Consider the following 15,932-nt stretch of genomic DNA (forward strand, 5'->3'; position numbering starts at 1 on the left):
TCGAGCTCTTCGAGGTCTTGCGGACGCCAGCCGCAGTGGACCGCGAGGTGGCCTAGGCAGCGGCGCCAGTCCTCCGGCGCCGCTTGAAAAAACGCATGCCCGCGTTCAGGGTGAGCAGATCCTCCTCGTCGAGCTCGTTCAGCTCCTTCATCGAGCGGTTCGTGACGGCCGCGATGAGCGCCTGGGCCTTGGCGATGTCCCCCTCGTGCCGGTCCATCTCGCGCAAGTGCTTGAACTTGGGCCTTCGCAGGACGAGCGCATGGATCTTCTCGGTGCCACTCTGCAACGGAAAGAGCAGGGTGACCTCGAGCGTCTGGTCGTCGTTCACCGCGACCTGCTCGTGCTCGCCGCGCTCGATTCTCTGCAGAGCGTCGAGCTCTTCTTCCTCGTCGTCGCTCGCTCGCTTCAAGTCGGCGATCTTCTCGAGGATCTGCTCCTCGCTCGCGTCCTCCGAGAGGCCGAGCCCCTTGATGATCTTGGTGATGTTCACGTCGGTCCTTTCTGCTGCTTCGCGGTAGGGGGTCATCGCTCAGATCTCCTCCCACTCCGGCCCGGCCAGCTCGACGCTGATCGATCCGTCGCCGTCCGACAGCTCGAAGGCGTTCGTGGTGTACGCGCCCGCCATCTGGAACGTCTCCCCGCTGTCGAACTCGGCGACCAGCGTGACGTTCTTCCATGACCGGATCTCCGCCACCGTGATCCCGCCCTCGCCGCCGTGGGCGACCTTGATAGTCGCGCCGCCCGCCTCCGAATCCTCGGTGTAATGCACGCCGGCCCTGCCGTTGACCTTGAGGGGGACGCGGGTCTTGCCGCCGAACTTGATGGTGCCGCCGGGCAAGGCGTCGGCGGCCTTCCCGTTGATCTTGTAGACAATGTTGAATGTCTTTTGGGCCATGTCCTTCGAGATCCTCTCTCAGAGCTTGAAGCCCATCCTCGCCGCGGTGACGCGCAGCTGGTTGATGAGGTCGGGCGGAAGGAAGATGTCGAGCTGGTTCGGGTTGTTGGCGTTGCGTTCGACGATGAGCTGAGCCTTGAACTGCGCCTTGTTCTCGACGAGCCCGTCTCGCTCCCACTCGTCGAACAGCGCAAGAATCTCGCCGCGGGCGAGCTTCGGCGTGACGACGACCTGCCCCGCGCCGAATGTGGTGCCGTCATTGGCGAGCTTGGCCTGCGGGTATTTGAGCTGGAAACGAGCTTTGAGCGAGTGCCGCAGGTACGCGAGCGTCCGCATCGTCTCGATGTCGTGATAGCTCGGGTCCGCGATGCCGTTCTTGGTCTGGTACGTGCAGACCAGGCGCTCGAGGAAACACTCGCCAGTCTCGACGTAGTAGGTCGACATCCCGTCGAGCAACAGCAGATTGCGCTGCAGCGAATCGAACCTGTCGCCGACGAGGGGAGGGAGCATCCCAGGCAGCTTGACGTTCTGCCGAGGGCGTGCCGGATCGTTCTCGGCGGCCTCGACGCCGGCGAGGATGGCGGCGCATACCCACGGCGGAGTCGGCGACAGGGAGGTGGCGAGGACGTTGGAGAAGGGGCTGTTACGGCCGTTGCCGTACGTCTGGCTCGCAGCGTACGTGTCCCGCAGGGCGGCGAGCCCCTGGCCCGGCTTGGCGACCATCGGTCCGTACCGGGTCTCCAGCTCGGCCTCGAGGATGTCCATATTCCCATCGTCCGTGTAGGGCGTGACGATCGAGTAGTAGTACTCGCCGCCGAGCGCGGCGAGGGCATCGGTGACGTCGGGATCGGTGGTGCCGCCGGAGAATGCGGTGATCGCCAGGGTGACGCCGGCGGGGAGCTTCTGGCCGGCGTAGTAGCTGTGGACGATGCTGAGGCTGTTCCCCGACGCGCCCTTGTGGCGCGCGGCGTTCGTGACGACGTTGAGCGCCACGGACGACGAGAACGGCAGATCGACGTCCGTGTCGAAGGCCGCTTTGATGGACGCGGCGATGGTGTTCTGCACATCGCCCTTCGCGACGGGGGCGTTGATGCGGCGCCCGCCGGCGATGAGAGGGATCGAGCCCGCCTCGGTGGCGGTGCCGGTCACCGTGATCGTGTTCGTGGCGGCGACGCCGGCGGCGTCCTCGTCGAGGGCGACGGCGTACAGCTCGCCGCTCGGGTTCGCGTTCTTGAACCCCTCGCACATGTGCGCGAGCTGCGAGCCATGACCGAAGTAGCCCGCGCCGTCGCTCGGACCGGTGATTGGCGTCACGATCTGCTGGGCGACGGTACCGGTCGAGCGGCGGGTGCCGACGAGGAGAATCGGTTTGCGGAGCGCCGGCGTGCCCTGCACGGCTCCGGAGTTGTCGACCTCGACGTAGGTCCCTGGGACCTGCCAGTTGACCGGGATCAAGTTGAACTGGATCGGCATGCTGCGGCTCCTCTCAGACCTCGGTCGCGTCGGCCGGGTCGGTGGTCAGTGGTTCGGCTGTCGACTCGATGGTCGACGAGGCCGGGGCGTCGTCGACCTGCAGGGCCTCGACGTCGCCCGACTTCTTCAGTCGGTGCCAGAAGACGCTGAGTCGACCCGTCACGACGATGCCCTCGGCAGGCACCGGCTGGCCGGTCAGTGGGTCGCGCAGCTTGAGGCCGGCGCGCGGGACGATGAGGGTCTTGACGGTCATGGCTTTACCTCGATGTGATCGACGGCATCGACCGCGGGCGTCGAACCGTCCTGCAGCTCCCACGTGGCGTGGAGCGTCGTGAAGTCGTCGAGCTCCACCGGCGGGTCATCGCTGGTGAGTGCGAGCTCCTGCGCCCAGGTGATCGCCCAGAGCGCGAGGTCGTGATTGTCCGCGTCGGTCGCGTACTTGTTCCGCGACCTGACGTCGGTTGGGGGCTTCTCGAGCTCGGGGTTGTCCCAGACCTTCGCCTTGATGATGACCTTGAGCGCGCGGCCGGCGATGCGCGCGATCTGTCGCGGGCGATCACCAGGCGTCGGCTGGCCGGCGGCCCGCTCCTGGACCGCGAGCACGACGCCGAAGAGGCCCACGGACTTGGCCTTGCCGCCCTGTTCGATGCCGTTGTCGGTGCCGCCGCAGAAGATGAACGCGGCGGGGAGCGGGCGAGCGCGGCGGCGCTTGTCGGCGAGGTCGATGCGACCGCCGGCGATCTCCACGGTCTTCAGCTCGGGCAGCGCCTGCTCGAGCTTGGCCTTGATCGACTCGAGGATGGTGTCCAGGCTCACCGGAACATCTCCTCCTCGAGGAAGTCGAAGACGAGCGCGAGCACGTCGGCGACGTTGGCCTTCGAGAGGCCGATGTAGGGCCGCGCGGGGATGCCAGCGTCCTCGTCGCCCAACTGGTGACGGCGGGCGTAGACGATGCCCGAGCCGACGACGACCTCCTCGGTCGCGGCACTGTATTCGATCGAGTCGATCAGGTCTCCGTCGAGCTCGAGCAACCCGCCCTTCGGTGGCCGGCTCGCGGCGTACGCCGTTGACCACTCGTGCCATTCCGAGCCGTCCGGCGCCTCCTTCTCGTCGCTGAGGCGCCTCCTGGTCTGGCTCTCGAGCTCGGAGCCCACGGCCTCGAACAGCAGCTTGGTCTGCGCGTCGGGCAGGCGTCCGAACAGGTCCTGCATGCGTCGGCGCCGGCCAGCGTGGCGGCGACCGAGGCGGTCGTGACCGACGATGTCGGACACGTTGAACGACAGCTCGCCCGCGCCAGTCGTCACAGGATCCCTCCGAGCTTCTCGCGGGTGAACTCGCGGGCGGCGGCGACGACCTTGATGCCGTTCGCCGAGGTCTTCGCCTCCGGCTCTGGGGCGCCGTCGAGGACGGCCTTGCCGGCGGCGACCTTGTCGAGCCAGAGCAACGCGTCCTCGTAGCGCTGCCGCTTCTCCTCGGTGAGCGGGCCCGTGTCCTGGGACATCCGGTACAGCGCGATGTCCCCGGCGTACGCGACCAGGACCTCGGGCACGACCTGCAACGGCAGCTTGTACTTGACCCCGATCCTCGAGTTGATCAGGCCGTCCGCATGCGCCAGCGCCCGCGCGACCACGTCCGGGTCGCTGACACCGTCGTGGTCGCGGTCCGACGAGACGAGGACCTCGTCGGCGCCGAACTGGTCGGTGAGCGTCTGGAGCGTCGCGTAGGTCATCGAAGGCTCAGTCGAGGTACGGGGTGACCATCAGCTCGACGGCCTTGTAGTTCGTGTTCGACTCGCCGTTGGCGAGCTGCTCCTTCTCGAGGACCGCCTTCGCCGCGGCGCGGTTGCTGGGGCCGACGACCAGCAGCTTGGGCATGACGCCGAGCGGCTTCTTGTCGCCGACGCCCTCGCCGCTCTCGCGTGGCGTCTTCATCATCTGCGCCACCGCGGCGTCGAACGCCGCCTGGTCCAGAGTCTGCTTCGACGCGTAGGCGGCCTGCCAGAGGGTCAGGCCTGCGCCGGCGTCAGCCTCGGCGCCGAAGTAGATCACGCCCTTGTCGAACTCGTCCTTGTCCGACTCCTTCGTCTCGGGCCGCTGCAGCCACTGGACGATCACCGGCTTGACGATCGACGGGTCGAAGAGGAACCACGGTGCCCCAGCGCCGCCGCCGAAGTTGCTGTGGGTGACGCCGTCGCTGATGGGATGCGAGGCGCTGAAGAATGGGACGCCGTCGACGCCGTTGACCGTGAAGCCGGCGAGCAGCGTGGCGAACACGAGCTCGTCGACGAACCGGTTCGCCCCGCGGGCGAGCATCTTGACGCGCGGCGCGTAGCGAGTCGCGCCGCCCTCGGTCTTGAGGATGCGCGTCTGCATTGCGAAGGTGTCTTCGTAGGGCTCGTTCTTGATGACGAGGCCCTTGCCCTTCATCGTCTTGACCTTCTTCTCGTCGACCCACTTCGGAGCCCGAAGTTGTCGATGAGCCAGTCGTACGTCTCCTGGAGGTTTTTGCTCGTGACCTCCTCGACGAGGATGCTCGACTGCGGCGCGTACTCCCGGTTGTTGAGCACGTCGTTGAAGAGGGTCCTGTTGCCCGTGTAGATGTCGGCCTTGAAGGCCGCGTCCAGAAGGTTCGACATGTCTTTTCCTCGCTGCTCCTTGGGTCAGGTGGATGGATTCAGTTCAGGCCGAGCGTGACCCACACGCCGGCGCTCTCGACCTTCCAGACCTTCCCGGCGACGCTGCGGGTGTTGGTGGCGCTGGTCTTGGCGACGGTTTGGTCGTCGACCAGGTAGACGTTCTTGCCGATGTCGGCGTCCGTGATCTCGTCGCTCGCCCCGCTGTTGGCGTAGAGGAAAGTCCCGGCCTTGACCTTGATCTTCTTCACCGGGTCGTCGACTCCGGTCTTGTTGTTGGCCCGGTGCTCGGCGCGGCCGACGACGATCAGGGTCGTCGAGGTCGCGCCCGGCTTGGCCTTGTTGGAGTCAGCCGTGTCGATGGCGACGATCGAGCCGGAGTAGATCAGGGTGTCGTCGTCGACGTCGAACTCGCGCAAGAGCGCGGGCTCGATGATCATCTTGGTGTCGCGGTCGTTGGTGAGGGCGGTCATGGCTCAGCTCTCCTGGGGCTTGATGTTCGCGGCGTAGTCCTCGGGCTTGATGCCCATGTCGCGGCAGATCTGAAGCTGGCGCTCGGTGAGGCCGTGCGCGGCGTTGCTGGTCGTCTCGACCTTCTTGCCCTTCGTCTTGCCGCTGACGAGGACCGGCGCCGTCTCGGCGAACTTCTTGAAGTCGGCGAGACCGCCGGGCTTCTGGATCTGCGAGCGGTAGTACTCGACCTGCGAGGGGAAGATTTTCCCGTCCTCGAGGGCCTTGCTGAGGAGCGCCTCCTGCTCGGCCGCCGCCGCGTCGCTGGTGAGCTTGGTGATCGTCGCCTCGGCCTTGGCGAGCTTCGCCTCGGCCTCGGCGAGCTTCGTCTTCGCCTCGGCCAACTCGACCGAGCTCGAGCCCTCGGCAGTGAGCTTCGCCTGCGCTGCGGCGAAGAACTCCTCCTTGGTCGCGTTGGGGGGCAGGCCGACGAGGGCGAGAAGTGCGGTGATGTCCATCGGGGTCCTTTTGGTCTGGCTGCTGAACATGGCGCTCACCTCGAGCGCCGGAATGTTGGTGATCGTGAAGCCCGCGAGCTCCTTCATCTGGAGTTCGTACGACTCCATGAACCCGTACTTGTCCCGCTCGATGTTGACGAGCTCGCAGCGGACGACCGACGACGTGTATCGGTACTTCCGCGACGTGACGAGCTGCTCGCCGTCGGGCAGCCACTCGGTCTTGGCATACACGCCGTCCGGCCGGAGTTCGTATTTCTCGGCCCAGCCGAGAGCCGGCCCGCCGGGCTTCCACCAGCTCTGCATCTCGTGGTCCTTGTCCACGGGCTGGGGGCCGGTCTTGCTGATTGCGGCGTTCGAGGCGCGCACGAATGCCGCGGCGTCGTCGAGGATGAACTCGCGGCCGTCGCGGGCGTGGATGCGGCCCTCGTTGTCGGCGAGCGGGATGATGTTGACCCACTCCGGCGCGCCGCTCGTCGCCGTGATCGGGACGGACGCGCAGAGCTCCAGGCGATTGACGTCATTCTGGGCAGCAGCCGGCATCGACGCTACCGAGCCGACCGCTCCTATCCGGAGTGATTCAAGCGCCCCGTGATGCGCCCGGGTTGTAGTCCCAGCCGGGGTCCGGGTCGCCCTCCGGCGCCGAGTCGCTGATGCCTTTGCGCTCCGCCTCGCGGTCGCTGAGCTGCCGGACGCGGCATCGGCAGTTCCATCCGTTCGGCGGGTAGTGCGTCGACCACCACGCGTCGTCCCACCGCAAGATCGTCCCCGCCCAGGCTTCGTGCTCCGGCCGGTGCTGCACAGCGGGGCCCAGCGAATATTCGAGGTATGCCCGGCCGCTCTCGGCGGTCCGCTCGATCCGCGACCACTGCCCGGCGGCTCGCGCGACCCGCATGTTCGTGTCGTAGACGACGCGCAAGCGCCAGGGCGGCTTTTCGGTCGAGCTCGACCAGCCGAGGGCGACGAGGACATCGTCGAGCTGCTCGGTGAACTGCTCGAAGGTGAGACCCGCGGCGATCGCCTGGTCCGCCGCATCGCGGAGGCCGGCGAGGAGGTCATCCGCGACGACACCTGCGACGCGCAGGCCCTCGGCGTGTTCCTGCGACCAGGTCTCGTCGAGGTCGATGTCGGGGTCGAGCTTCTTGCGGCGGAAGTACTCCCGCGCCGCCTTCGGCGCTCGCCCTGCTTGCTTCGCCGTCAGCCGCACGGCCGGGGATCCTCGTGGCGCAGCACCATCTGAGGCTGCCGCTCGAACTGCGTAGTGAAGTGGCGGGCGAAGGCATCCAGCATCTCCTGGAAGCCGAGCGTCCCTTCCGCGAGCACCGCCGAGTTCGAGCCGCCCCGTTCGTCGCCGGTGTAGTCGTGCCACGCGAGTGCCGTCCACCCGCCTTTGTAGCGCAGCGCCGCATGACCCTGAACCGAAGGGCCCAGCGTCGGACGCGAGCGCCAACAACTCAAGCCGCGGACGTTCAACGCCCCTGCATTCCACACGAGACCTCCGTCGAGGTCGTAGATTGACCACGGCAGTCGCACAGCGTCGGGGTGCGCGTAGCCGGTCGTCGAGTACAGGTAGTGCCCGGCCTCGCCGGGCCGAAGCACGCCGTGGAAGTAGATTTTTGTGGGTTTCATCAAGTCACCTCGTCGGTGGCGTCGCCGACGCCGCGGGCCTGAAGTGTTTTCAGGGCGAGCGAGCGGACCAGCTTGTCGCCGTCGACCTGGGCGCTGGAGAGTCGGGAGAGGAAGTCGGCGAACCCGCTCGCTTCAGCGGCGGCCGCCTTCGCCGCGTCGTGCAGCGGCTTCATGGTCGAGCGCCAGTCGTCGGGCGTCGCTTCGCGGTCGATGAAGTCGCCGTCGTCGCTGTCGGCGAGCTGATGCTTCTGGCACCGGGCCCGCCCGCGGCCCTGGATAGCCTGCTTCGAGCTCTCCGCCGGCGATTCCTTGGCCTCGTCGGCGTCGGCCTCGTCGGCGTCGGCTGCCGCAGCAGGCGCCGCGCGGTTCATCGGCCTGAGGACCTTCGCGCCCTTGTCGGGGACGGGCAGGCCGAGGCGGTCGGCCACGACGCTCGCCTCGACCTCGAGGCCGCGGTCGATCATGGGGACCAGGCTCTCGACGAACACCTTGCGATCCTCGGGCTCGTCGGTCTGCGCTCGGAGCTTAGGGTACACGGCGAGCTCGCCGTAGTTGATCTTGCAGAACGGGATGATGAAGTCGCGGCGGAGCGTCGCCGCGAGCGCCCGCGCGTCGGCCACGACGTAGTCCCGCCGCACGTCGTCATGCACCTTCGCCTGGGACAGGCTCGCGCCGTCGTCGGCGGTCATCGTCTGGCCGACGATGACCTTGCTCGCCTGTCGATCGCACCAGTCGGCCAGGTCCTGGTGCGCCCGGCTGCCGCCGCCCTTGCCGATCGCGTCGAGGACCTCGATCGACATGCCAGCCGGCATGATCCCGGCCCCGTCCTCGCCGATCGCTACGAGCGCCTCCCACAACTTGGCGATCTCGTCCTCGCTCGTGTCCCGCGCGGGGTACTTCCCGAGGCGGAGCGGGATGCCGTACAGCTCCATGTACGTCAGCCACGCGCGCACGCCCTGCGTCTTCAGGACGTAGAGGACGCTGAGCGGGCGGACCAGCCCGGCCGCCGCGATCGGGCCGCTGACGAGCGCCGGTGCGTGGACGACGTACTTGAACGGGTCGAGGTCCTCGCCGAGCTTCGGCTGCGCGTCGGTGCGGAGCCTGATCGTCGCACCGTCCTCGAGGTCGAGGGCGAAGCTCCGCGGGTCCCGCCAGGTGAAGGACGCGGGCGTCCAGCGTGCCCCCATGTTCCACGTGATCTCCGTGACCGCGTAGCCTTTCAGGAGCGCGTCCAGGCTCGACATCACGAGGTCCGTCCAGATGTCGTCGTCGACGATGGCCTGGAGCTCGGAGGCGATGTCCTTGTCGCGCTTGTCGTCGCTCGCGGCCTCGACGATCCAGGGGACCCCGATTACCGCCTGCTTCCTCGTCGCCAGCTGGGCCCGGACGTGGGCGTCGCGCCGTTCGATCTCGTGCGCGAGGGTCAGGAGGTCCAGCGCGTCGCCCTCGTCGGCCTTCTTGAAGATGCCGGCGAGCTTCGTCGGCGTCATGCCGGTGGCGACGCCGAGGTGCGCCCAGGGCCGAGCGCCGCGCCGCCCGGGCCGGGCCTTCTCGATGCCGAGGTCCTTCGTCGAGACCGGCTTTCCTCGGTGATCTGTGAGGCCGGGCGTGGGCATGCCGGAAGTCGCCCACGCCTATCCGGAGTGATTACAGGCTCAGAACTCGTTGCGGTGGCGCCTGAGCCTCGCGGTGCGGTCGCGCCGGGTCTCGGCGAAGCGCTCGACGCGGCGGAAGTCGATGTCCGGCGGCGCGTCGCGGTGGCGGCTGTGCGCGAGCGCCAGCGCGATCGCGGCGTCGCCGTGACGGGGCTTGCGGTCCTTGCTGTCCGTGCTCCGCTGCTCTCGCAGCCGCGGCACGCCGCTGACGACAACGATCGAGAGGATGTCGCGGCGGATGTCGTCGTCGGCGGGCACGAGGATCTGGTGCTCCTCGAACGCGCTGCGGAAGCGCGGGAGGTTCTCGCTGTACCACGTTGGCGACAGGTGCAACGCGGTCACGAGGGCATCGCCCCAGAACGCCAGCGCCGTCTCGCCGAGCCAGCCGCCGTTGCCTGTGCCGTCGATAGCTACGCCGGCGAACTTGGGGATGTTCTGCCCAATGAACCGCAGGATGGTCCACTGCTCCTCGTAGGGCACGCCACGCAGCTCGACGAGCCAGGGGCAGACCTTCACGAGGTCGCGGCGCTCGACGAGCGGCGCCATGACCGACAGGTCGCCGTTGCCAGACCGGGCGAAGTCGACGCCCAGGGTGATGATGCGGTCCGCCGGCAGAGCGTTCAGCAGCGGCCGCAGCTCCGACTCGCACCAGGCAGAAATGAAGGCGTCGCGGCGGGCTTCGGACTCCTCCTTCGTCTCGCTCGGGCCTCGCAGGTGCTCGGCCGGCAGCTCGAGCCGAACGATCGGCGCGCGGTGCGAGCACTCTTCGATCAGGTCTCGGCGGATGTACGTCGATCCCGAGGCGGCCGGCGTGACCTCGTACTCCTCGCCGGCGCCCCAGGAGGCGAGCTTGTCGAGGACCCACAGCCGCTCGCCCTCCTCCGTCCAAGGGGTCCCCCGCACCTCGCACTGACGCCGGTACAGGCCCTCGGCGACCGCGTCGTGGATCGACACGCGGTGGAGCGAGCCGGCCCGCTTCTTCGCGCGGATCTCCTCGACGAGGACGTTGAAGGGGTTGTCTTTCCCGTTGTGCGTCGAGATGATCGACAGGTCGCCGCCCCAGTCGCCCACGGCCGCGGCCGCCTTGAGCAGCTCCTCGAGGTCGGGGTGGTGCGCGGCCTCGTCGATGCAGACCGAGCCGCCCAGCCCGCGGAACGCTGAGGGGTTGCTGGTGATCGCGCGGACGCTGAAGCCCGAGGCGAAGCGGATCTCGTGCGTGAGCACGTCGCGCCCGAAGTTGCCGATGATGCGCGTGCCGAAGTGCGTCGCCGCGGTGTTGAGCGCCTTGGCCCACTCGGCGCATTCCTCGATGTACTCGCGCCCGAGCCGGTGCGAGGTCGACACGTAGTAGCAGTCGGTGCCGCCGGCGTGCTTGGCCCGGGCGGCGCGCATGACCTGGCGCGCACCCTCGGCCCAGGTGATGCCGCACCGGCGGCTCTTCTCGATGACGCGGAGCTGCGAGCGGTCGGCGTACCAGCGCTGTTGGTAGGGCAGCAAGAGGCTCATGGTGTTCTCCGTGTGATGCCGAGGAGCTTCTCCTCGATCTGCAGGGCCGACTCGTTCGTGAGGCCGGACGCGACGGTGTCGGTCGGCCCGGTGCCGCCGCGATCGGCCTCGCGTTCTTCCTCGTCCTCGACGTGGGCCCTGATCGCCCGCAGCCGCTTCGACCACCGGGTCGGCCACCGCCGCTCGAGGATCTCGAGCGCGGCCTTCCAGTTGCCGGCGATGCCCTTCTGTGCGTCGCCGATCGCTGCCTTGAAGACGACCTCCTTCAGGCTCGCCTCGCATGCGGCCTCGGCGGCGTCAACCTCGAGGACGAAGAGGCCGTACTCGTCGAGCAGCTCGTCGCCGGCGCCGGCCTCGCGCTCGTTCGCCTCCGACACCGTGGCGATGTTCGATCGGCCCTTGGCGATCCAGTACTTGAGCGTGCGCTCGCCGAGCCGGCACCGCTTCGCGGCCTCAGCCCGGTCGTTGCCGGCGCGGATCAGGCGGACGAGCTCGCTCTGGAGATCCTCCGTGAACCGCCAGCGTCCGTTGTCGGCGCCGTGTCGGCGCGTCGGTGGCGGCTGCGTCACCGCGGATCCTTCCAGGCGATCGGCTCCGCCTCACCTGGCCGATGGACCATGGCCGACAGGCCCAACGCGGCGGCGCGGCGAATGATCAGATCGCAGAACGCCGGCTCGAGCTCGACGAGCCGCGCGCGCCGTCCGGTCTGGTGCGCCGCGATGAGGGTCGATCCGGACCCGCCGAAGCCGTCGAACACGAGGTCGCCGCGGCGCGAGCTGTTGACCAGGGCCTTCGCCACGAGCGGGATCGGCTTCATCGTCGGGTGGTCCGCAGAGCGCGTGGGCTTGTCGAACTCCCAGACGCTCACCTCAGTCCGCGAACCGCACCAGAAGTGGCCAGCGCCCTCCTTCCAGCCGTAGAGGATCGTCTCGTGGATGTAGTGATAGTCGAAGTGGCCGAGGACCAGGCAGTTCTTCTTCCAGACGATCTGCTGTCGCACGCGGTGGCTCGCGTCGAGCAGGCCGCACCGGAACATCGTCTCCATGTCGCCGCTCGCCGAGCACACGTACCACACGCCCCCGGCGCGCAGCGGCCAGGCCCGGGCGGCTCGGGCGACTAGATCGCGGGTCCCCTCGAGGCCGAGGTTGTCGTTGGCGATCGTCTTGCGCTCGTCGGCGAGCTCGTCGGACTTGCCGACGTACGCGATGCCGTATGGCGGGTCGGTGAATGTGACGTCGGCGAGCTCGCCCTGCATGAGGCGCTCGACCACAGCCGGGTCAGTGCTGTCGCCGCAGACGAGGCGGTGCGGCCCGATCTCGATCAGGTCACCCAGCTGGACGAACGTCGCCGCGACGACGACGGCCTCGGGCTCGACAAGGTCCTCGGGCACCTGCTCGTCGGACTCGAAGATCGCGGCGACCTCGTCGGGCTGCCATCCGATCGACGCCAAGTCGCTCCCCTCGTCGCGGAGCACGAGGAGCTGTTGCGCGAGCAGTTCCTCGTCGACCTCGGACAGGCGCGCGCTGCGGTTGTCGCCGAGCGCGAAGCGGAGCGCTGTGACCGGGTCGTCGTCGCAGGCGAGCGCGGCGATCCAACGCCAGCCGAGCGCGCGGCCGGCGAGGACTCGGCCCTCGCCTGCCTCGAGCACGCCCGTCGACGCCCGCACAACGAGCAGCTGTCGCTGCCCGAACTCGCGGAGCATGGACTTCAGCACCTCGAGCTGCGAGGTCGGGTGCTTGTTGACGTTGCCGGGGTCGAGGCGGATCGCGTCGATCGGGACCGCCAGGTGCCGCAGCTCGGCGGGGATGTGGGAGAGCTCGGGGTCGTCATGCGAGGGCCGCTCGAATGCCCCGAACGCGCTATAGAGGGCATTCGCGGTCACAGGCAGTCCCCCTCGCCGCAGAAGCGCAGCCAGCGGCGGGCGACGGCGCCGGCGCGACGCTGGTCGGCCCGGTTGTACGTGCGCTCGGATCCATCCCTGCGCGGGCGGCCGGCACCGCGGCAGCTCGGGGCCGCCGGCTCGAGGCCGAGGTCGCGCTCCATGGCGGCCACGCGGCGGGTGACCTGCTGCGTCGAGAGCGGCGTGTCGGTGTCGGCGAGGCGCGCTGCGATCCGCACCAGCGAGTCGCTCAGCTCAGCGACGGTGGCGATGCGCTTGCAGTCGGCGCGGATGATGTCTGCGGTCGGTCGTTGCACGTGAAGCTCCTGCGTGGTAGGCGGTCTTGTCGAGTCCGCTCGCAAGAGCTCGAGCCCGCGGTCGGTTGCAGCCGGTCGCGGGCTTCGTCTATTTGCTCTCCAGCCACGCCTTCTCGCAGGAGGCGCACAGGTCATAGACGGGATCGGCGGCGGTCGTCGGCTGGTCGCAGTCGTGGCAGACCCACTCGGAGGCGGGCGGCGCTTCTGGCTCGGGGCCGCAGAATGGGCAACGCGCGGAGCGCTCTGGGTCGTCGCCGCACGCAAGACAGTGGTCGGACCCTCCCTCCAACGCCGGCACCTCGGCCGTGTCGTTGCCGAGCTTGTGCGGGTCGACGCCGAACGACTCCATCGCCTCGTGGGCGCCGGCCCGCTTGATCGCCGCGACCTCAGCGGCGGCCCACGCGGATGATCCGGGTGGGCCCAGCGACGGCATCGAGAACGTGACCTTGAGCGAATCGCCTGTGTCGCGGCAGGGCGTCACGATGTCGACGTGAACGACCCATGGCCAACGGTGCTCCGTGCTCCACGGCACGGGCGAGCCGGCATGTGCGACGTGGTCCTCGACTGCCCAGATCTCGGAGCCTGCGAAAGACCCTGCCGCCGCGCGGCGAACGAAGAGCCTGTCCTTGCCCGTCTTCGGGTCAAAGGCTACGTCTCCAGGCTCCAACTCGGTGATCTTCTCCCCCATCATGATCGTGCTCCTCGCTCTCGCCGAACCCGGCGCGGATCTTGTTCGCTTCGTCGTCAGTGAGCGGCTCGCCCTTCGCCTCGCGCGCCCGCGCCAGCGCGGCGTTCAGCTGCCACCGCCGCTGGATCTCGCGGTCCTCGTCTCGCTCGTCCCTCGCCTCGCGCCTTTGGCCGCGCCGGCGCTCGCGCTCCTGGTCCAGTTCGGTCTCGGCTACCGGTCCCCGGGCCCGGGCGGATGTGGGCCCGCCGAAGCGCACGCTGCCGCCCAGGATGGCCGCCATCTCTTGGGCGGCCCGGGCCTTGGCTTCGCGCTCGGCCGCATCCTGCGGGCTCGTGGGCGTCGTGGGGACCATCACGGCGGCGGCGCGGGCGGCAGCCTCGCGGGCCTTGACCTCGGCGGCGCCGGCGGCCCGCTCCGCGTCGGCGACGTTGCGCTCGACCATCGCCCACGGCGAGAGCGTCTTGCCCTGCGCGACCTGCTGGCTGAGCATGTTCGGCCCCCACCACCTCGACTTGCTGTCATCCTTGCGGCAGAGCTCGGCGAAGGCGCGGAGCGTGCCGAGGACGCGTTGGAACCGCTCGCGTCGCTCCCGGCGGGCGCTCTCCTCGTCGAGGCCCTCGACCGGTGTGGCGAGCAGTCGCTCCGCCAACGCGCGCCGCAGGATCACGAGGATCGATGCGCTGCTCCTCGATCGTCTTGCCCGTCGCGGTCGTCGGCGCGTACATCAGCGAGAGCTCGACGAGCAGCTCGTGCGACATCGTCTGACCGGAGCCGGCGGGCTCTCCGTCGACCGTCGCCACTGGGCGGCGTGCAGTTGGCCTTGAGCTCGGCCTCGCCGCCGCCGAGGTCGCGCGCCTCTCCTGATTCAGAGAGCTCTCGCTGCAGCAGCAGAGTTAAATTAATGTTCTCTTCTGAGTTAAAAGAAGAGTTACGGTCCGGCCGAGCGGACGCCGATGTCCGGCGGGGCGGACTTTCCTGTCCGGCGGGGCGGACCGATTTGTCCGGCGGAACGGATTCGCGCATGCCCAAAATGTCCGGCGGAACGGATTCGCGCGCCTGTGGGGCATTTTCGAGCGCGCTCAAGTCCGGCGGCTCAACCGGCGACTCTGCGTCGTCGAGCGGAGCGGCATCGGGGTGGCTCTGCTGGCCAACCTCGAATCCCTCCGACTCGTCGCCACCTGGCGCCGGGGACATGTCATCGCAATCCCGAAGCGGCAGCTCCCAGCCGCCTCGCTTGATCCTCTCGATCACGCGGGTGCTCGGCTTGATGATGCCGGCCCGCTCGAGCGCCTTGAGGTCGTCGTAGACCTGCGAGCGCGACCGGCCCGTGATGTCGAGAAGCAGCTTGGTCGACACCCAGGTGAACGGAACCGGCCCGCGCTGCTCGTGCCACGCGCGCACGACGGACTGCCTGGTGTGCTTGTACAGCACCGTCATCAGGTAGCCGGCGCCGGCGAGGAGGCCGGCCTCACGGACTCGAGCGTAGGCGCAGAGCGGCGTCTCAGCCATGGGACTCCCGCTCCGCCTCGCCCCAGGTGCGCGTGCGGGTGCCCCACTCGTTGAGCCACACCCATCGATCCGTCTGCAGCTCGACGATGGGGGCGTCGGTCAGCTCCGCAGCCGCGGCGAGGACCTCGTCGAGCTCAGCGAAGAAGGACACCTCGAACGCCACGGCGACGCCGTCGCTCTGCCAGCAATCGACCCGCATCGGCGGAGGCGCGCTCACATTGAGCGCGTCCTGAAACCCGGGAATCGCGTGCGGCACATGCTCCGCACGCTCGAGCCATGCAGCGAACCGGCGGATGTTCTCGAGCGACAGGGCGGCGGGGTGATATCCGCCCGGGGCGCACTTCTCGGACTTCGTGTACATCTGCCGCCAGGGACTCGCGCCGCGCCGGCGCGTCATGTGTTCCTCGCGCCAGGTCCGGCCCATGATGCTGTTCATCTCGATCGAGCTGCTGTCGGTCGAGACCTCGATGCACTCGCCCGCGAAGATCGCGGCAACGGCTGCGAGCGCGTCCCAGGCGCACACGCCAAGGATGTGAACGCGCCGGATGCCGGCGCGGCGGCATCGCGGCGCGACGGCGCGGCAGACCGCCACGAACAAGGGCTTCAGCGAAGGTACGAGGCCGACGATGCAGAAGCCACCGAGAGCCAGCCAGTCACGCCCGGGCCGGGCGAGGTCGAGGAGCAGGTCGACGCACGCAAGGTATTGCCGCAGCGTGGCGCCCTGAGCGGCGTATGCGATCGCGCCCGCGATGCGATCCTGCGCCATCCAGTATCGCACTGCGCT

The 15,932-nt window shown here is 68.7% G+C and carries 22 protein-coding genes; all 22 read right to left on the reverse strand.

What is annotated here, in order from left to right:
* Positions 1-52: 52 nt before the first annotated feature.
* Positions 53-526, reverse strand: coding sequence for a phage tail assembly protein (locus OV079_RS23755; protein ID WP_267765517.1), 474 nt, complete (start codon positions 524-526; stop codon positions 53-55).
* Between the two features lie 3 nt (positions 527-529).
* Positions 530-895 carry a phage tail tube protein gene (locus OV079_RS23760; RefSeq protein WP_267765518.1) on the reverse strand — a complete coding sequence of 122 codons (366 nt, stop codon included), beginning with the start codon at positions 893-895 and terminating at the stop codon, positions 530-532.
* An 18-nt stretch (positions 896-913) separates the two neighbouring features.
* Complete coding sequence (locus OV079_RS23765; RefSeq protein ID WP_267771143.1) at positions 914-2,290, reverse strand: phage tail sheath C-terminal domain-containing protein; 1,377 nt, start codon at positions 2,288-2,290, stop codon at positions 914-916.
* 91 nt (positions 2,291-2,381) lie between these two features.
* Positions 2,382-2,621, reverse strand: coding sequence for a DUF2635 domain-containing protein (locus OV079_RS23770; protein WP_267765521.1), 240 nt, complete (start codon positions 2,619-2,621; stop codon positions 2,382-2,384).
* Positions 2,618-3,184 (reverse strand): hypothetical protein, encoded by a 567-nt coding sequence (locus tag OV079_RS23775; protein ID WP_267765522.1) that lies wholly within the window; start codon positions 3,182-3,184, stop codon positions 2,618-2,620. The genes OV079_RS23770 and OV079_RS23775 overlap by 4 nt, the downstream gene beginning before the upstream one ends.
* Positions 3,181-3,672 (reverse strand): phage virion morphogenesis protein, encoded by a 492-nt coding sequence (locus OV079_RS23780; protein ID WP_267765523.1) that lies wholly within the window; start codon positions 3,670-3,672, stop codon positions 3,181-3,183. Before OV079_RS23780 ends, OV079_RS23775 begins: the two co-directional genes overlap by 4 nt.
* Positions 3,669-4,097, reverse strand: a complete 429-nt coding sequence (locus OV079_RS23785) for a gp436 family protein (protein WP_267765524.1) — start codon at positions 4,095-4,097, stop codon at positions 3,669-3,671. Before OV079_RS23785 ends, OV079_RS23780 begins: the two co-directional genes overlap by 4 nt.
* Positions 4,098-4,104: 7 nt before the next feature.
* Entirely contained in the window at positions 4,105-4,794 is a 690-nt protein-coding gene (locus tag OV079_RS23790) for a Mu-like prophage major head subunit gpT family protein (RefSeq protein WP_267765525.1), read from the reverse strand.
* Positions 4,791-5,003, reverse strand: a complete 213-nt coding sequence (locus OV079_RS23795) for a hypothetical protein (RefSeq protein ID WP_267771144.1) — start codon at positions 5,001-5,003, stop codon at positions 4,791-4,793. The genes OV079_RS23790 and OV079_RS23795 overlap by 4 nt, the downstream gene beginning before the upstream one ends.
* 38 nt (positions 5,004-5,041) lie before the next feature.
* On the reverse strand, positions 5,042-5,473 hold the full coding sequence (locus tag OV079_RS23800) for a hypothetical protein (RefSeq protein ID WP_267765527.1): 432 nt from the start codon (positions 5,471-5,473) through the stop codon (positions 5,042-5,044).
* A 3-nt stretch (positions 5,474-5,476) separates the two neighbouring features.
* Positions 5,477-6,508, reverse strand: a complete 1,032-nt coding sequence (locus OV079_RS23805; RefSeq protein WP_267771145.1) for a phage protease — start codon at positions 6,506-6,508, stop codon at positions 5,477-5,479.
* Between the two features lie 37 nt (positions 6,509-6,545).
* Positions 6,546-7,172 (reverse strand): phage head morphogenesis protein, encoded by a 627-nt coding sequence (locus OV079_RS23810; RefSeq protein ID WP_267765528.1) that lies wholly within the window; start codon positions 7,170-7,172, stop codon positions 6,546-6,548.
* Positions 7,163-7,594 (reverse strand): hypothetical protein, encoded by a 432-nt coding sequence (locus OV079_RS23815; RefSeq protein ID WP_267765529.1) that lies wholly within the window; start codon positions 7,592-7,594, stop codon positions 7,163-7,165. Before OV079_RS23815 ends, OV079_RS23810 begins: the two co-directional genes overlap by 10 nt.
* Complete coding sequence (locus tag OV079_RS23820) at positions 7,594-9,210, reverse strand: DUF935 domain-containing protein (RefSeq protein ID WP_267771146.1); 1,617 nt, start codon at positions 9,208-9,210, stop codon at positions 7,594-7,596. Before OV079_RS23820 ends, OV079_RS23815 begins: the two co-directional genes overlap by 1 nt.
* Positions 9,211-9,249: 39 nt before the next feature.
* Positions 9,250-10,755, reverse strand: a complete 1,506-nt coding sequence (locus OV079_RS23825) for a hypothetical protein (protein ID WP_267765530.1) — start codon at positions 10,753-10,755, stop codon at positions 9,250-9,252.
* Positions 10,752-11,324 carry a hypothetical protein gene (locus tag OV079_RS23830; protein WP_267765531.1) on the reverse strand — a complete coding sequence of 191 codons (573 nt, stop codon included), beginning with the start codon at positions 11,322-11,324 and terminating at the stop codon, positions 10,752-10,754. Before OV079_RS23830 ends, OV079_RS23825 begins: the two co-directional genes overlap by 4 nt.
* Positions 11,321-12,637 carry a DNA methyltransferase gene (locus OV079_RS56175; protein ID WP_267765532.1) on the reverse strand — a complete coding sequence of 439 codons (1,317 nt, stop codon included), beginning with the start codon at positions 12,635-12,637 and terminating at the stop codon, positions 11,321-11,323. Before OV079_RS56175 ends, OV079_RS23830 begins: the two co-directional genes overlap by 4 nt.
* Positions 12,634-12,951, reverse strand: a complete 318-nt coding sequence (locus OV079_RS23840) for a hypothetical protein (RefSeq protein WP_267765533.1) — start codon at positions 12,949-12,951, stop codon at positions 12,634-12,636. Before OV079_RS23840 ends, OV079_RS56175 begins: the two co-directional genes overlap by 4 nt.
* An 88-nt stretch (positions 12,952-13,039) precedes the next feature.
* A complete protein-coding gene (locus OV079_RS23845) occupies positions 13,040-13,642 on the reverse strand; it encodes a hypothetical protein (RefSeq protein WP_267765534.1) in 603 nt (200 codons plus the stop codon).
* Complete coding sequence (locus OV079_RS23850) at positions 13,593-14,306, reverse strand: hypothetical protein (RefSeq protein WP_267765535.1); 714 nt, start codon at positions 14,304-14,306, stop codon at positions 13,593-13,595. The genes OV079_RS23845 and OV079_RS23850 overlap by 50 nt, the downstream gene beginning before the upstream one ends.
* Positions 14,303-15,070, reverse strand: coding sequence for a hypothetical protein (locus OV079_RS23855; RefSeq protein WP_267771147.1), 768 nt, complete (start codon positions 15,068-15,070; stop codon positions 14,303-14,305). Before OV079_RS23855 ends, OV079_RS23850 begins: the two co-directional genes overlap by 4 nt.
* Positions 15,071-15,140: 70 nt before the next feature.
* Entirely contained in the window at positions 15,141-15,914 is a 774-nt protein-coding gene (locus OV079_RS23860) for a hypothetical protein (protein ID WP_267771148.1), read from the reverse strand.
* Positions 15,915-15,932 lie beyond the last annotated feature (18 nt).

The organism is Nannocystis pusilla, assembly GCF_026626665.1.
GTDB classification, from domain to species: domain Bacteria; phylum Myxococcota_A; class Polyangia; order Nannocystales; family Nannocystaceae; genus Nannocystis; species Nannocystis pusilla.

Bases quoted from the DNA above. Each gene is read 5' to 3' on its own strand.
- OV079_RS23755 (WP_267765517.1), bottom strand. From the start codon at position 526: ATGACCCCCTACCGCGAAGCAGCAGAAAGGACCGACGTGAACATCACC.
- OV079_RS23760 (WP_267765518.1), bottom strand. From the start codon at position 895: ATGGCCCAAAAGACATTCAACATTGTCTACAAGATCAACGGGAAGGCC.
- OV079_RS23770 (WP_267765521.1), bottom strand. From the start codon at position 2,621: ATGACCGTCAAGACCCTCATCGTCCCGCGCGCCGGCCTCAAGCTGCGC.
- OV079_RS23785 (WP_267765524.1), bottom strand. From the start codon at position 4,097: ATGACCTACGCGACGCTCCAGACGCTCACCGACCAGTTCGGCGCCGAC.
- OV079_RS23790 (WP_267765525.1), bottom strand. From the start codon at position 4,794: ATGAAGGGCAAGGGCCTCGTCATCAAGAACGAGCCCTACGAAGACACC.
- OV079_RS23795 (WP_267771144.1), bottom strand. From the start codon at position 5,003: ATGTCGAACCTTCTGGACGCGGCCTTCAAGGCCGACATCTACACGGGC.
- OV079_RS23800 (WP_267765527.1), bottom strand. From the start codon at position 5,473: ATGACCGCCCTCACCAACGACCGCGACACCAAGATGATCATCGAGCCC.
- OV079_RS23805 (WP_267771145.1), bottom strand. From the start codon at position 6,508: ATGCCGGCTGCTGCCCAGAATGACGTCAATCGCCTGGAGCTCTGCGCG.
- OV079_RS23815 (WP_267765529.1), bottom strand. From the start codon at position 7,594: ATGAAACCCACAAAAATCTACTTCCACGGCGTGCTTCGGCCCGGCGAG.
- OV079_RS23820 (WP_267771146.1), bottom strand. From the start codon at position 9,210: ATGCCCACGCCCGGCCTCACAGATCACCGAGGAAAGCCGGTCTCGACG.
- OV079_RS23825 (WP_267765530.1), bottom strand. From the start codon at position 10,755: ATGAGCCTCTTGCTGCCCTACCAACAGCGCTGGTACGCCGACCGCTCG.
- OV079_RS23845 (WP_267765534.1), bottom strand. From the start codon at position 13,642: ATGATGGGGGAGAAGATCACCGAGTTGGAGCCTGGAGACGTAGCCTTT.
- OV079_RS23860 (WP_267771148.1), bottom strand. From the start codon at position 15,914: ATGGCGCAGGATCGCATCGCGGGCGCGATCGCATACGCCGCTCAGGGC.